This is a genomic window from Streptomyces sp. NPDC098789, from assembly GCF_044759975.1.
In the GTDB taxonomy this organism is placed as follows: domain Bacteria; phylum Actinomycetota; class Actinomycetes; order Streptomycetales; family Streptomycetaceae; genus Streptomyces.
On record NZ_JBIWAJ010000001.1, the window covers coordinates 234,744 to 250,865 of the forward strand.

Here is a 16,122-nt window from a genome sequence, read left to right on the forward strand (position 1 = left end):
CGGATCCCCCGAACGGGCCAGTGCCCGCCCGCCGCGTGCCCGGGATTGGTCCGCACGGGTGGGGTTCGCGGCGTGGCGCGGGTCGGCTGCGGAGGGTGCGCGAGGCGGTCGATTTCAGTGGGTTCATCACCAGTGTGATCAGCTCCATATACCGCCAAACGTGATCAAGCCACCCCACCGAGTCCCGCCCCGCTCGGCCCCGCTCCGGAGGTACCACCCATGTCCCAGAGAAGGCGCAGGTCCTTGGCGCTGCTGACCTCGGGAGTCCTCGCACTGCCGCTGCTGACGGGCTGCGGCGGCGGCGAAGACGAGGGCGGCCCGGCCGCCGCCGGTCAGGACATCTCGTCCACCACCCGCGACCTGGTCGCGGACGGCGGGTCGGTGCGCTGGGCCGTCGACGCGCTGCCCGAGACCCTCAACGCCTTCCAGGCGGACGCCGACGCCACCACCGGGCGGATCGCCGGAGCCGTCCTGCCGCAGCTCTTCGTCATGGACGCCAAGGGACGGCCCGCCGCCAACCCCGATTTCCTGGAGAAGGCCGAGGTCATCGAGCGCGAGCCCAAGCAGGTCGTGCTCTACAAGCTCAACCAGCAGGCGGTGTGGAGCGACGGCCGCGAGGTCGGCGCACCCGACTTCGTCGCGCAGTGGCGGGCCCTGAACGGCAAGGACTCGGCGTACTGGACGGCCCGCAACGCGGGCTACGACCGGATCGAGAAGATCGAGCGCGGCGCCAACGACCTGGAAGTCAAGGTCACCTTCGCCAAGCCCTACACCGACTGGCGCTCCCTGTTCAGCCCGCTCTACCCCAAGCAGGTCACCGGCAGCCCCGAAGCCTTCAACGAGGGCGCGCGCGGCACCCTCAAGGTGACGGCGGGCCCCTTCAACCTCGGCGCCATCGACAAGAAGACCGGCACCGCGGCGCTCTCGCGCAACCCGCGCTGGTGGGGCCGCCCCGCCAAGCTCGACTCCCTCGTGCTGACCGCCGTCCCGCGCGCCGAGCGCGCCGCCGCGCTCGCCGCCGGGAAGCTGGACCTGGCCGAGATCGACCGCGGCGGCGCGGAGCGCATCGCGCTCGCCCACCGGGACGCAGCCCACCAGGGCGCCCCCGCCCACGGCCCCGGCGCCGCGGTGACCGCCGCCCAGGCCACGCTCTCCTGGGCGGTCGCCTTCGGCGCCGACGAGGGCAAGGCCAGGGACGAGCAGGAGAGCCGCAAGAAGAACGCCGAGGCCGCCGCCGCCTACGCCGCCCAGCAGAAGGCCCTGCGCTCCTTCACCGTGCGCAAGTCCCTGGAGCCCGCCTACACCCAGCTCGCGCTCAACGGTGCCTCCGGACCGCTGGCCGACGAGCGGGTGCGCCGGGCGGTGGCCCGGGCGCTGGACCGTCAGGGCCTCACCGACATCGTGCTGAAGCCCCTCGGCCTGCCCTCGAAGCCGGTCGGCAGCCACGTGGCCCTGGCCGGGCAGCGCGCGTACGCCGACAACAGCGACGCGCTCGGCGGCCAGGACACCCAGGCCGCCCAGGCCCTCCTCGCCGACGCGGGCTGGCGCAAGGGCGGGAAGCTCTCCGACCCCGCCGGCGCCAAGGCCGGCTCCGAGAGCGAGAAGAAGGACGACGGGAAGACCCTCGGCCGCCGCGCCCCCGGCGCCCCCGCTGACGGGGACGGCACCGGCAACGACGGCCTGTACATCGTGGGCCAGGACGACCGCAACGGCGCCCGCCCGCCCGCGGCCCTGAACCCGCCGCTGCGCCCGGCCCCCCTCCCGGGCCTGCGCCCCGGCGACCGACCGGCCCGCCAGGAGGACGAAGCCGTCCGCCGGCCCGAGGGCCCGGTCGAGCCGCAGGCCGGCGGGCTCCCCGAGGGCGACGGCCGCTACGCCCCCGACGGGGAGGTCGTCGACGCCGACCGCTTCGCCTCCGGAGCGCACCAGCCCTCCCCGGTGCTGGCGGCCGTACCGCTCGCCGAGCAGCAGGAGGCCGCGCTCCTCGCCCAGGCCGCCGCGGTCGACGACGGCAAGCGCAACCCGTCCCTGGACGCCGAGGCGGCCCCGGCCGAGGAGCAGGGCGCGGCCAAGGCCAGCCCGGCGCCCGCGCCCGCCAAGCACGCCGTCCGCACCTCCGGCGCGATGCTGGCCAAGGACGGCAAGCCGCTCGCGCTGCGCTTCGTGCTCCCCTCGGGTCCCGGTTCCGAGGCGCTGCGCACGGTCGGCGAGCGGATCTCCCAGATGCTCCAGAAGATCGGCGTCAGCACCGAGCTGATCAAGGTCGCCGACGACAGCTTCTTCAAGGACCACATCGCCTCGGGCCAGTACGACCTGGCCCTGTACTCGTGGCCCGCGACCGCCTTCCCGGCCACCGACGCCCGACCGATCTTCGCCAAGCCCGCGCCCGCCGCCGACGGCTCGCTGCTCGTGGAGCAGAACTACACCCGCGTCGGCACCGACCGGATCGACCAGCTCTTCGACCAGGCGCTCGGCGAGCTGGACGAGGAGCAGTCCCGCGACCTGGTGCGCAAGGCGGACGCCCGGATCTGGGCCGCGGCCGGCTCCATCCCGCTCTTCCAGCGCCCCGAGCTGGTGGCGGCCAAGCCCGGCCTGGTCAACGCGGGCGCCTTCGGCCTGGGGGTGCCCCGCTTCCAGGACATCGGCTGGGTCAAGCCCGCCGGCGCGGCGAGGTCCGCGAAGGAAAAGGCCGCGAAGAAGAGCTGACCTGACACCCAAGGACGGGTGAACAAGCTCAGAAGTGACTCAAGTCCCTTGCCCGCCGCTCACCTCGGCGGGCAAGGTCGTACGTAGCCATTGACCCGCAGGAACACCGGCCGGGACCCCCCACCCCAACCCCGGCCCAGCACCATCCGCGACCTCGTCGCGGTCAGCCCTCCGGCCTCTTGACAGACCCCCCGGCGTGCGGTTCCCGCCACGCAACGTACGATGGGGTAAGGCCGTGGCAGGTTTTTCCGCCCGGCGGGCGCGCGTGCCGGACCGTACGCGACGCCATCCACGATTCCGGGAGAAGCGCCGCCAGTATGACCACGCGCCACGACATTCGTAATGTAGCCATCGTCGCCCACGTCGACCATGGCAAGACGACCCTCGTCGACGCCATGCTGAAGCAGGCAGGTGCCTTCGCCGCCCACCAGCACCTCGACGACCGCATGATGGACTCGAACGACCTGGAGCGCGAGAAGGGCATCACCATTCTCGCGAAGAACACCGCGGTCAAGTACCACCCGAAGGAGGGTGGCGCGCCGATCACGATCAACATCATCGACACCCCGGGTCACGCCGACTTCGGTGGTGAGGTCGAGCGCGGCCTGTCCATGGTCGACGCCGTCGTCCTGCTCGTCGACGCCTCCGAGGGCCCGCTGCCGCAGACGCGCTTCGTGCTCCGCAAGGCGCTGCAGGCGAAGATGCCCGTCATCCTCTGCATCAACAAGACCGACCGCCCCGACTCGCGGATCGACGAGGTCGTCAACGAGACGTACGACCTCTTCCTCGACCTGGACGCGGACGAAGAGCAGATCGAATTCCCGATCGTCTACGCCTGCGCCCGTGACGGCGTCGCCTCGCTGACCAAGCCGGAGGACGGCACCGTCCCGGCCGACAGCGAGAACCTGGAGCCGTTCTTCTCGACGATCCTGGCCCACGTGCCGGCTCCCGAGTACGACGAGGCCGCTCCGCTCCAGGCCCACGTCACCAACCTGGACGCCGACAACTTCCTCGGCCGCATCGCGCTCGTCCGCGTCGAGCAGGGCGAGCTGCGCAAGGGCCAGACCGTCACCTGGATCAAGCGCGACGGTTCGCAGTCCAACGTCCGCATCACCGAGCTCCTCATGACCGAGGCGCTCACCCGCAAGCCCGCCGAGGTGGCGGGCCCGGGTGACATCTGCGCGGTGGCCGGTTTCCCCGACATCATGATCGGCGAGACCCTGGCCGACACGGAGAACCCGATCGCGCTCCCGCTGATCACGGTCGACGAGCCCGCGATCTCCATGACCATCGGTACGAACACCTCCCCGATGGTCGGCCGCGGCGGCAGCGGCAAGGGCGCGGACGCCAAGTCCGCGGTCAAGGACCGCAAGGTCACCGCCCGCCAGGTCAAGGACCGTCTGGACCGCGAGCTGATCGGTAACGTCTCGCTGCGCGTCCTGGACACCGAGCGCCCCGACGCCTGGGAGGTGCAGGGCCGCGGTGAGCTGGCGCTGGCCATCCTGGTCGAGCAGATGCGCCGCGAGGGCTTCGAGCTGACCATCGGCAAGCCGCAGGTCGTCACGCAGCTCGTCGACGGCAAGGTGCACGAGCCGGTCGAGCGCATGACCATCGACGTCCCCGAGGAGCACATGGGCGCGGTCACGCAGCTCATGGGCGTCCGCAAGGGCCGCATGGACAACATGTCGAACCACGGCTCCGGCTGGGTCCGCATGGAGTTCGTCGTCCCGTCCCGCGGCCTCATCGGCTTCCGTACGGAGTTCCTCACCAACACCCGCGGTACGGGCATCGCCCACTCGATCCACGAGGGCCTGGAGCCGTGGTTCGGCGAGCTGAAGACCCGTAACAACGGTTCGCTGGTCGCGGACCGCTCCGGGTCGGTCACGCCGTTCGCGATGATCAACCTGCAGGAGCGCGGCGTCCTGTTCACCGAGCCCGGCACCGAGGTGTACGAGGGCATGATCATCGGCGAGAACTCGCGCGCCGACGACATGGACGTGAACATCACCAAGGAGAAGAAGCTCACGAACATGCGTGCGGCTTCCGCGGACAACACGGAGAACGTGGTGCCCCCGCGCAGGCTGTCGCTGGAGCAGTCCCTGGAGTTCTGCCGCGACGACGAGTGCGTCGAGGTGACCCCGGAGGCCGTCCGCATCCGCAAGGTCGTTCTGGACCAGAAGGAGCGCGGCCGCTCGTCTTCGCGCGCCAAGCGGTAATTGCCGCGAACATCACGTTTCGTGACTCGACCCCTTCCCCACGGGCTCCGTGGTGGAGGGGTCGTTCGCTTTTGTCAAGCGGATTGTCTCGTTCATGTGTCCGTATATCGGGCGTCACACTCCGGAAGGTGTACTAACCGTCCGTTTCGCGTGTGTCTGTCTAGGCTCAGTTTGTCCGTATTTCGGGCTACTGACCTGTAGTGATGTTGTCAAAACGAGACCCTTTAAGTGTGGTTTACGGGTCGGCCGTACTTAATAGTTGGCACCAAGCTCGGGTCAATGGGTCACACACTGTGGGGAGTGTCGACTCACGAGCACACTGTGGGTAACTCATCGCGTCATCGCTGTCAGGGGTGTCAGCGTGCGATCGAGTACCCCGTCTTGTAGTGACAAGTGGACTCATGAGGAGGAAACCCATGCGTGGTGCTCAGAGCGCCAAGTGGGTCGCGGGCGCGGCAATCATTGCCCTGGCCGCGACTGCCTGTGGTGGCGGCGGGGAGAAGAAGTCGGCGGGTCCCGCTGGCGGTACCTTCCGCCTCGGTATCACCGAGCCGGTGGCGATCGACCCGTACAACACGCAGGAGTCTGAGGGCGCCCTGGTCGCGCACAACCTCTTCACCGGCCTGTACAGCGCGACGCCGGACGGCAAGCTGAAGCCGGCTCTGGCCGAGTCGTTCACCACGAGCGACGACGGCAAGACCTGGACCTTCAAGATCAAGGCCGGCACCAAGTTCTCCAACGGTGAAGTGGTCGACGCGGAGTCGTTCATCCGCGGCTGGACCCGCACCGTCTCGAAGGCCTCGGCCTCCGACGTCGCGTACCCGATGGACGGAATCGTCGGCTACAAGGAGCTGAACGGCGGCACGAGCGACAAGTTCGCCGGTCTGACCGCTCCGGACGCCAACACGCTGAAGGTCGAGCTGTCCGCGGCTGACTTCGAGTTCGACAAGAAGACCGTCCACACGGTCTTCAGCCCCGTTCCGAAGGTCGCCGGCGCCGCCAGCAACAAGGCGTACAACGACGCTCCCATCGGCAACGGCCCCTTCAAGATGGAGGGTTCGTGGCAGCACAACAAGTCCATCACCATGGTCCGTAACGACGACTACGGCCTGGAGAAGGCGAAGCTCGCCAAGGTTGAGATCTCGATCCTCAACTCGGCCAACGCCGCCACCCTCGAGTACCAGGGCTACCAGGCGGGTAGCTTCGACTGGGCCCGTATGCCCACGCCGCAGCTGCCGGTCGCCAAGGCCAAGTACTCGGCCAAGAAGCAGTGGATCGAAGCCGACACCTCGGGTATCAACTACCTGGTCGTCTTCAACCAGAACGCGCCGATGAACAACGTCGACGCGCGCAAGGCGATCTCCTACGCGATCGACCGCGAGGCCATCGCCAAGGGCGTCTTCCAGGGCATGCAGAAGCCCGCCACGTCCGTGCTCCCGCCCTCGTTCGCGGACACGTACACCAACAACCTCTGCACCTCCTGCATCAAGCAGGACCCGGCCAAGGCCAAGGAGCTCGCGGCCAAGGGCGGCCTGAAGCCGGGCACCGTCCTGGACTTCGGCTACAACACCGGTGGCGGCCACGAAGAGTGGGTCCAGGCCATCGCGCAGCAGCTGAAGGACGTCCTCGGCCTCGAGGTCAAGCTGAACGGCAAGCCGTTCAAGGAGGCCCTGGCGCAGCAGCAGGACAAGGCGACCGCCGGTATCTGGCGTTCGGCCTGGGGCGCGGACTACCCGACCCCGGACAACTTCCTGTTCCCGCTGCTCGACTCGGGTTCGATCAACGAGGACCCGGCCACCGGCAAGGCCCAGGGTGACAACCGCGGTCGTTACAACAACCCGAAGTTCGACGAGCTGATCACCAAGGCTCGCGCCACCAAGGACCCGGCCGCTCGCGCCGCGGTCTACAAGGAGGCCGAGAAGATCGCTGTCGAGGACGACCAGGCGCTGATCCCGACCTGGAAGCGCTCGCAGTACCGTCTCGCGAACACGGACAAGTTCAGCAACATGGCGATGGACTTCTTCGAGGACCCGAACCTCGCGGAAATCACCGCCAAGTAGTCGTACTTCTTCACCAGTAGGTAGGCGAAGGCTGTGGGGGCCGGAGTAACTTCTTCGGTCCCCACGGCCTTCGCTCAGTCCCGGGCGCACCCCTCATCTCTCCCGTTCCGCGCCCGGATGCGGCCAATCTCCCGATCGGATGATGCCGCCAACCCCCACGCTCAGTATGTGAAGGAGGCATCGTGGGCAGATATGTGATCCGGCGGCTCGGACAGATGGTGGTCGTCCTCTTCGGTGCGACGATTGTTCTCTTTGGCTGTCTCTTCGTACTTCCGTCCGACCCGGTGGGTTCGCTCGGTGGCGACAAGGCCCGTGACCCGGCGGTCATCGAAGCGCTCCGCGAGCGCTACGGACTCAATGACCCGCTGCCGGTCCAGTACGGCAACTTCGTCAAGAACCTCGTGCAGGGCGACCTCGGTGAGGACTTCACCCAGCGGCGCCCCGTCACCGAGGTGCTCCAGCCGAAGCTCGTGAACACCGCCGAGCTCGCGCTGCTGGCCATCGTCCTGGACATCGCGATCGGCCTGTTCGCCGGCCTGATCGCCGCGCTGTTCAGATACTCCTTCTGGGACGTACTGATCACGCTCTTGACGACCATGGCCGTCGGCTTCCCATCCTTCGTGATCGGCATGGTCTTCCAGAAGGTCTTCGTGATCCAGCTGGAATGGGTCCCGCTGATCTCGGACGGCACCTTCAAGTCGATGATCCTGCCGGCCTTCGTGCTCGCGATCCTCGACGCGGCGCTCGTGGCGAGGCTCATGCGCGGCACCATGCTGGAGGTCCTGCGGGCCGACTACGTCAAGACGGCCGTCGCCAAGGGCCTGCCCCGGCGCACGGTGCTCGTCAAGCACGTCATGCGGAACTCGATCATCCCGGTCGTCACGTACCTGGGTATCTCCTTCGGCTCGCTGCTCGGTGGCGCACTCATCACCGAGGCGATCTTCAACTGGGACGGCATCGGGCTCGCCCTGGTGCAGGCGGTTCAGCAGCAGAACAACCCGATCATCATCGGCGTGGTGACCTTCGGTGTCGCCGTGTTCGTCCTGCTCAACCTGATCGTCGACCTCTTGTACGCGGTCCTCGACCCCCGCATCCGTCTCGCCTGACCCCAGGCAGCCCGTTCTAGGAGTCATACCCATGACCGAGCTCACCAAGAGCACATCGGTGGCGGGGGACGCGACCGCCGTGGCAGGGGGCGCGAAGGCCTCGGAGGCCGAACCCGCCATCGCCCGCGTCACCCAGTGGGGCGAGATCCGCCACCGCTTCCTCGCCAACAAGCTGGCCGTCGTCGGCCTCGCGCTCGTCGTCGGGCTGTTCGCGGTCGCGCTGTTCGCACCGCTGATCGCGCCGCACGACCCGTACGCGCAGGATCTGACCAACACCCTGCAGGCCCCGGGTGGTGCGCACTTCCTCGGTACGGACGCGCTCGGCCGCGACCAGTTCTCGCGCATCATCTACGGCAGCCGCATCGCGGTCATCGTCGGTCTCGCGTCGATCTTCCTGGCCTGTGCGATCGGCATCGTCATCGGCGCCGTCGCCGGCTACTTCGGCCGCGCGACGGACTCCGTCCTGATGCGCATCGCCGACGTGTTCTTCGCCTTCCCGCTGCTCATCGGCGCGATCGTGATCATCATCGCGATGGGCCGTGGTGTCACCCCGGTGATCATCTCGCTGGCCATCTTCTCCTGGCCGACGGTCGCCCGTCTGCTGCGCAGCTCGATCCTGTCGGTCCGCGAGGCCGACTACGTGCTGGCCGCGCGCGCCCTCGGCGCGGACACCCGGCGGATCATCATCCGGCATATCCTGCCCAACTCCATCGCCGCCGTGATGGCCTACGCCGCCTTCAGCGTCGGCGGAGCCATCGTGGCCGAGGCCTCGCTGTCCTTCCTGGGCGTCGGCGTGAGCCCGGAGATTCCCGAGTGGGGCAACATGCTCGCCGGTGCCAAGGACTTCATGGGCGTCAAGGACTACCTGTGGACGTACCCCAGCATCGCGATCGTGCTGACGGTCCTCGGCTTCGTTTTCGTCGGCGACGGGCTCCGCGACGCCCTCGACCCGAAGCTGCGCTAGAAGGGCGGCACCACTTATGACTACTTCAAGCGTCACCGCAGAAGTGCCCCACCAGAGGGCAGCGGGTGCCGAGGCACCCGTGCTCGAAGTGCGCGACCTGCACGTCGAGTTCAAGACCCGCGAAGGCGTGGTCAAGGCCGTCAACGGCGTGAACTACAGCGTCTCCTCAGGTGAGACGCTGGCGGTTCTCGGCGAGTCCGGTTCCGGCAAGTCCGTGACCGCGCAGGCCATCATGGGCATCCTCGACTCGCCCCCCGGGCGGGTCTCCCAGGGCGAGATCCTCTTCAAGGGCCAGGACATCCTGAAGCTCCCGGAGAGCGAGCGGCGCAAGCTGCGCGGCCCGAAGATGGCGATGATCTTCCAGGACGCGCTCTCCGCGCTGAACCCGGTGTACTCCGTCGGCAACCAGCTGGGCGAGATGTTCCGCGTCCACCAGGGCATGTCGAAGAAGGACGCCAAGGCCAAGGCCATCGACCTGATGGAGCGGGTGAAGATCCCGGCTGCCCGCAGCCGTGTCAACGACTACCCGCACCAGTTCTCCGGCGGCATGCGCCAGCGCATCATGATCGCGATGGCGCTCGCCCTGGAGCCGGACCTGATCATCGCGGACGAGCCCACCACGGCTCTCGACGTGACGGTCCAGGCCCAGGTCATGGACCTGCTGGCGGACCTGCAGCGCGAGTACAACATGGGTCTGATCCTGATCACCCACGACCTCGGCGTCGTCGCCGACGTCGCGGACAAGATCGCCGTGATGTACGCGGGCCGCATCGTCGAGCAGGCTCCGGTCCACGAGCTGTACGGGCGCCCCGCGCACCCGTACACGCGCGGTCTGCTGGACTCGATCCCGCGTCTGGACCAAAAGGGCGAAGAGCTCTACGCGATCAAGGGGCTGCCGCCCAACCTGCTCAAGATCCCGACGGGCTGCGCCTTCAACCCGCGCTGCCCCAAGGCGCAGGACATCTGCCGCACCGAGGTCCCGGCCCTGCTGCCGGTGACCGAGCGCGACGGCGTCGAACTGGTCGGCCGCGGCAGCGCCTGCCACTTCTGGGAGGAGCAGATCCATGGCTGAGCTGAGCAAGAAGGACAACGCCGTGGACGATGCCACCCCGAGCCTGGCCGAGGTCGAGACCGTCGACGTCGCGTCCGAGGAAGCGGCCCTGGAGGCCATCGCGTCCCCCGTGGACCGTGGTGAGCCGATCCTGCAGGTGCGCAACCTGGTCAAGCACTTCCCGCTGACCCAGGGCATCCTCTTCAAGAAGCAGATCGGCGCGGTCCGCGCGGTCGACGGGATCTCCTTCGACCTGCACCAGGGCGAGACCCTCGGCATCGTCGGCGAGTCGGGCTGCGGCAAGTCGACCGTCGCCAAGCTGCTGATGCTGCTGGAGACGGCCACGTCCGGCGAGGTGTTCTACAAGGGCACGGACATCACCAAGCTGTCGGGGAAGGCCCTCAAGGTCGTCCGCCGCAACATCCAGATGGTGTTCCAGGACCCGTACACCTCGCTGAACCCGCGCATGACGGTCGGCGACATCATCGGCGAGCCGTACGAGATCCACCCCGAGGTGGCTCCCAAGGGCGACCGGCGCCGCAAGGTCCAGGAACTCCTGGACGTCGTGGGCCTGAACCCGGAGTACATCAACCGCTACCCGCACCAGTTCTCCGGCGGTCAGCGCCAGCGCATCGGCATCGCCCGCGGCCTCGCGCTCAACCCGGAGATCATCATCTGCGACGAGCCCGTCTCGGCGCTCGACGTGTCGGTGCAGGCGCAGGTCATCAACCTGATGGCGAAGCTGCAGGACGAGTTCAACCTCTCCTACATCTTCATCGCGCACGACCTCTCGATCGTCCGGCACATCTCGGACCGCGTGGGCGTGATGTACCTCGGCAAGATGGCGGAGATCGGCACCGACAAGCAGATCTACGACCACCCGACGCACCCGTACACGCAGGCACTGCTCTCCGCCGTGCCGGTGCCGGACCCGTCCGCCCGCGAGGGCCGGGACCGGATCATCCTGTCGGGCGAGATCCCCTCGCCGGCCAACCCGCCGTCGGGCTGCCGCTTCCGCACCCGCTGCTGGAAGGCCGAGGACAAGTGCTCCACGGAGGAGCCGCTCCTCGCGATCCCGGAGCGCTTCAAGGGGCAGGAGTCCCTGGCCGCGCACGAGTCCGCGTGCCACTTCGCCGAGGAGAAGGCCGTTCTGGCCGTCTGACCCCGGTGCGACGAGCGCCCGGTACCGGAAGATCCATTCCGGTGCCGGGCGCTCGCGCGTTCCCGCACGGATCCGATCCCGTTCCCCCTGATAGGGGAAAATCCCGTTGCGTCCGTGGCGCCGTCCCCTCGACAGTGGAGCGATGCTGACCGTACGCCCCGCAGGGCCCGGTGACGCCGGTGACATCTGCGCCCTCCTGAACGCCGTCGACCGGATCGAGATCGGCAGGCCGGAGACCGATCTGCACACGGTCGAGGCCGACCTCAACCACCCCGAGGTGAACCTGGCCACCGACTCCTGGCTCGCCTTCGACGAGGGGCGGCTCGTCGCCTACGCCCTCGTCTGGGCGGACTCCGGGCCGGGCCGGATCGACTGCGACCACTACGTCCTGCCCGACCGGCAGGCCGCGGGCGCGCAGCTGCTGGAGCTGATGGAGGCGCGGGCCCGGGAGATGGCCGCCGGAGCCCCCGGTGCCCGGCTGCGGCTCCAGCTCAACGTCCGGCCGACCCTGGACCTCGGCCTCATCGCCGGGTACGGCTGGAGCACCGTGCGCCACTACCAGGTGATGACCCTCGACCTCACCGCTGACCCGCGCCCGGCGCCGGCGCCGCCCACCGGCCTGGGCGGCCTGGTGCTGCGCGACTGCGCCGCCGACCCGGCCGACCCCCGGCGGGCCCACGCCCTGATCGAGGAGACCTTCGCGGCGCACTTCGGCCACGTGGAGCGCCCGTACGAGGCCTGGCTGGACTACCTCGACGCGCGCGAGCTGGACTGGTCCCTGGTGTGGATCGCGAGCCTGCCGGTGCGGGGGGACGTGGGCGTGGTGCTGACGCGGGACGACCGCACGGCCATGGGCTGGGTCAGCCACATCGGTGTACGGTCCGACCAGCGCGGCCGCGGGATCGGCGGCCACCTGCTGCGCCACGCCTTCGCCGTCTACGCGGCGCGCGGGCGCACCACGCTCGGCCTGGGCGTCGACACGCAGAACGAGACCGGGGCGCTGGGCCTGTACGAGCGCCACGGCATGGGCGTGCACTTCGCGGTGGACACCTGGGAGCTGCCCCTTCCCTGACCGTCCGTCCACTCGCAGGAGTGACAGAGGTCCCCCGGGCGTGCCCAATCGGGCGCGCTTGGAGTGCGCGGGCACATCGGTCGGGTGACATTGGGTCTCCAGCGAGTCTCGGTGAGTCTCGGGAGCCCAAGGAGGCACTCCATGCGCGGAGCCACCCACGCCAAGTGGGCCGCTTGTGCGGTCGCCGTCGCCCTCACGGCGACGGCCTGCGGCGGCGGAAGCGACAGCGGCGGCGGTGGCGCCGGCATCATCAGCTCCTCCTGGGGCGACCCGCAGAACCCGCTGGAGCCGGCCAACACCAATGAGGTGCAGGGCGGCAAGGTCCTCGACATGCTCTTCCGGGGGCTCAAGCGCTACGACCCGAAGACCGGCGAGGCCAAGAACATGGTCGCCGACAAGATCGAGACGACCGACAGCCAGAACTTCACGATCACGCTGAAGGACGGCTGGAAGTTCAGCAACGACGAGCCGGTCACCGCCCAGTCCTTCGTCGACGCCTGGAACTACGCGGCGGACGTGCGCAACAAGCAGAACAACTCGCCCTTCTTCGCGGACATCGTCGGCTACGCCGACCTGCACCCGGAATCCGGCGACCCCAAGGGCAAGACGATGTCGGGCCTGGTGGTCAAGGACGCCAAGACCTTCACGGTCGCCCTCAAGGAGAAGTTCTCCACCTGGCCCGACACCCTCGGCTACCAGGCGTTCTCCCCGCTGCCCAAGGGCTTCTTCACCGACCACGCGGGCTGGCTGAGCAAGCCCGTCGGCAACGGCCCCTACACGGTGGACTCCTACACCAAGGGCACGGCGATCAAGATGCGCACGTGGGACGGGTACACCGGCCCGGACAAGGCGCAGAACGGCGGCGTGGACCTCAAGGTCTACACCGACAACAACACCGCCTACACCGACCTGATCTCCGGCAACCTCGACCTCGTCGACGACGTGCCGGCGCAGCAGCTGAAGAACGTCAAGAAGGACCTGGGCGACCGGTACATCAACCAGCCCGCCCTGATCATCCAGACGCTGACCTTCCCGCTGTACGACGCCGCCTGGGGCAAGCCGGGCATGGAGAAGGTCCGCCGCGGCATCTCGATGGCGATCAACCGCGACGAGATCACCAAGCAGATCTTCCAGGGCACCCGCACCCCCGCCAAGGACTGGACCTCCGCGGCGCTCGGCGACAAGGGCGGCTACTCCGCCACCGCGTGCGGCGACGGCTGCAAGTTCGACCCCGCGCAGGCGAAGAAGCTGATCGAGGAGGGCGGCGGGCTGCCCGGCGGGAAGGTCACGCTGACCTCGAACGTGGACACCGGCTCGCACCGCGAGTGGATGGACGCCGTCTGCAACAGCATCAACAACGCCCTGGGCAAGGGCGCGGTCTGCACGGTCAACCCGATCGGCACCTTCGCGGACTTCCGCAACCAGCAGAGCGCCTTCAAGCTGACCGGCCCCTTCCGCTCCGGCTGGCAGGCCGACTACCCGCTGATCCAGAACTTCCTGGAGCCGCTGTACTACACGGGCGCCTCCTCCAACTACGGGAAGTTCAACAACAAGGACTTCGACAAGCTCGTCGACGAGGCGAACCAGGAGAGCGACACGGCCAAGGCGACGGCCAAGTTCCAGGACGCGGAGAAGATCCTCGCCGAGCAGATGCCGTCCATCCCGCTCTGGTACCAGAACGGCAGCGCGGGCTACTCGGAGCGCCTCTCGGGCGTCGCGCTCAACCAGTTCAGCGTGCCCGTGTACGACCAGATCAAGGTCAGCTGACCCGTCCCCACCAGAGACCGGGCCTGCCGCCACCACCGTCACCATCAGTGAACCGGTGGCGGCAGTCCCGCCGACACCCTGGAGGCCTCCATGGGACGGTACGTGATCCGGCGGCTGCTCCAGATGATCCCGGTGTTCATCGGCAGCACGTTCCTGATCTTCTTCATGGTCTACGCGCTCGGTGACCCCGTGGCGGCGCTCTTCGGCGACAAGGCCCCCGACCCGGCCACCGCCGCGCGCATCCGCAAGGACCTCTACCTCGACCAACCCCTGTGGAAGCAGTACCTCCACTACATGGGCCAGATCTTCAAGGGCGACTTCGGCACCGCCTTCAACGGGCAGAAGGTCACCTCCCTGATGTCCACGGCCTTCCCGGTCACCCTGCGCCTGACCATCGTGGCCATCGTCATCGAGGTCGTGGTCGGCATCACCCTCGGCGTGGTCAGCGGGCTGCGCCGCGGCAAGGCCATCGACACCACGCTGCTGGTGCTCACCCTGGTCGTCATCTCGGTGCCGACCTTCGTGACCGGGTACCTGCTCCAGTTCCTGCTCGGCGTGAAGTGGGGCTGGGTCCGGCCCACCGTCTCCCCGGACGCGCCCTTCAACGAACTGATCCTGCCCGGCATCGTGCTCGCCCTGGTCTCCCTCGCCTACGTCACCCGGCTCTCGCGCACCTCCATCGCCGAGAACGTCAAGGCCGACTACGTCCGCACCGCGGTGGCCAAGGGCCTGCCGCGCGGCCGGGTGATCACCCGCCACCTGCTGCGCAACTCGCTCATCCCCGTGGTCACCTTCATCGGCACCGACATCGGCGCCCTGATGGGCGGCGCGATCGTCACCGAGCGCATCTTCAACATCCACGGCGTCGGCTACCAGCTCTACCAGGGCATCCTGCGCAACAACGCCCCCACGGTCGTCGGCTTCGTGACCATCCTCGTCATCGTCTTCCTGCTGGCGAACCTGCTCGTCGACCTGCTCTACGCGGTCCTGGACCCGAGGATCCGTTATGCCTGAGCCCGAGCGTTACGACCCGCTGCGACCCGGCAAGGGGGAGGCGATCGCCCCCACCGGACAGGGCGGGGCCATGGATCTGGCCCTGGAGGAGGCCGAGAGCCTGGAGAAGCCCCTGGGGCCCGGCGGCCCCGGAGCCACCGGGCCCCAGGAGAAGGCGCGTTCGCTGTGGTCCGACGCCTGGCAGCAGCTGCGCCGCAACCCGGTCTTCATCCTCTCCGCCCTCCTCATCGCCTTCCTCGTCGTCATCGCGATCTGGCCGCAGCTGATCGCCAGTGGGGACCCGCTGCGGTGCGACCTGTCCAAGTCCCAGCAGGGCCCGGCCTCCGGCCACCCCTTCGGCTTCGACACCCAGGGCTGCGACGTCTACACGCGGACGGTGTACGGCGCCCGCGCATCCATCACCGTGGGCGTCTGCGCCACCGTCGGCGCGGCCCTCCTCGGCTCCTTCCTCGGCGGCCTGGCCGGATTCTTCGGCGGCTGGGGCGACGCGCTGCTCTCCCGGGTCGCCGACATCTTCTTCGGCATCCCGGTCGTCCTCGGCGGCCTGGTCTTCCTCTCGGTGGTCACCAGCACCACGGTCTGGCCGGTGGTCGGCTTCATCGTGCTCCTGGGCTGGCCGCAGATCGCCCGCATCGCCCGCGGCTCCGTCATCACCGCCAAGCAGAACGACTACGTCCAGGCCGCCCGTGCGCTCGGCGCGAGCAACAGCCGGATGATGCTGCGCCACGTGGCGCCCAACGCCGTCGCGCCGGTCATCGTCGTCGCGACGATCGCGCTCGGCACCTACATCGCCCTGGAAGCGACCCTGTCCTTCCTCGGCGTCGGGCTGCGCCCGCCCACGGTCTCCTGGGGCATCGACATCTCCAACGCCGCCTCGCAGATCCGCAACGCCCCGCACATGCTGCTCTACCCGGCGGGCGCACTGAGCCTGACCGTGCTCGCCTTCATCATGCTCGGCGACGCGGTGCGCGACGCCCTCGACCCCAAGCTGCGCTGAGGAGTGG

At 68.7% G+C, this 16,122-nt stretch carries 11 protein-coding genes; all 11 read left to right on the forward strand.

The features are described 5' to 3' along the window. Positions 1-219: 219 nt before the first annotated feature. A complete protein-coding gene (locus tag ACIQWR_RS01305; protein WP_404004051.1) occupies positions 220-2,706 on the forward strand; it encodes an ABC transporter family substrate-binding protein in 2,487 nt (828 codons plus the stop codon). A 317-nt stretch (positions 2,707-3,023) separates the two neighbouring features. Next, the gene (gene typA / locus ACIQWR_RS01310; protein ID WP_399259896.1) at positions 3,024-4,922 is read left to right on the forward strand and encodes a translational GTPase TypA; all 1,899 of its coding nucleotides are present in this window, start codon (positions 3,024-3,026) and stop codon (positions 4,920-4,922) included. A gap of 416 nt (positions 4,923-5,338) precedes the next feature. Further along, positions 5,339-6,982, forward strand: a complete 1,644-nt coding sequence (locus ACIQWR_RS01315) for an ABC transporter substrate-binding protein (RefSeq protein WP_404004054.1) — start codon at positions 5,339-5,341, stop codon at positions 6,980-6,982. 182 nt (positions 6,983-7,164) lie between these two features. Beyond that, positions 7,165-8,088 carry an ABC transporter permease gene (locus tag ACIQWR_RS01320; RefSeq protein ID WP_399259900.1) on the forward strand — a complete coding sequence of 308 codons (924 nt, stop codon included), beginning with the start codon at positions 7,165-7,167 and terminating at the stop codon, positions 8,086-8,088. A gap of 31 nt (positions 8,089-8,119) precedes the next feature. Then, a complete protein-coding gene (locus ACIQWR_RS01325; RefSeq protein WP_404004056.1) occupies positions 8,120-9,052 on the forward strand; it encodes an ABC transporter permease in 933 nt (310 codons plus the stop codon). Between the two features lie 16 nt (positions 9,053-9,068). Beyond that, a complete protein-coding gene (locus ACIQWR_RS01330; RefSeq protein WP_399259904.1) occupies positions 9,069-10,124 on the forward strand; it encodes an ABC transporter ATP-binding protein in 1,056 nt (351 codons plus the stop codon). After that, positions 10,117-11,265 carry an ABC transporter ATP-binding protein gene (locus tag ACIQWR_RS01335; RefSeq protein WP_404004059.1) on the forward strand — a complete coding sequence of 383 codons (1,149 nt, stop codon included), beginning with the start codon at positions 10,117-10,119 and terminating at the stop codon, positions 11,263-11,265. Before ACIQWR_RS01330 ends, ACIQWR_RS01335 begins: the two co-directional genes overlap by 8 nt. Before the next feature lie 142 nt (positions 11,266-11,407). Beyond that, a complete protein-coding gene (locus ACIQWR_RS01340; RefSeq protein ID WP_404004061.1) occupies positions 11,408-12,337 on the forward strand; it encodes a GNAT family N-acetyltransferase in 930 nt (309 codons plus the stop codon). Positions 12,338-12,478: 141 nt separating this feature from the next. Next, entirely contained in the window at positions 12,479-14,104 is a 1,626-nt protein-coding gene (locus ACIQWR_RS01345) for an ABC transporter substrate-binding protein (protein ID WP_404004063.1), read from the forward strand. A 90-nt stretch (positions 14,105-14,194) separates the two neighbouring features. Next, positions 14,195-15,118, forward strand: a complete 924-nt coding sequence (locus ACIQWR_RS01350; RefSeq protein ID WP_404004065.1) for an ABC transporter permease — start codon at positions 14,195-14,197, stop codon at positions 15,116-15,118. Continuing rightward, positions 15,111-16,115, forward strand: coding sequence for an ABC transporter permease (locus ACIQWR_RS01355; protein ID WP_404004068.1), 1,005 nt, complete (start codon positions 15,111-15,113; stop codon positions 16,113-16,115). Before ACIQWR_RS01350 ends, ACIQWR_RS01355 begins: the two co-directional genes overlap by 8 nt. Positions 16,116-16,122 lie beyond the last annotated feature (7 nt).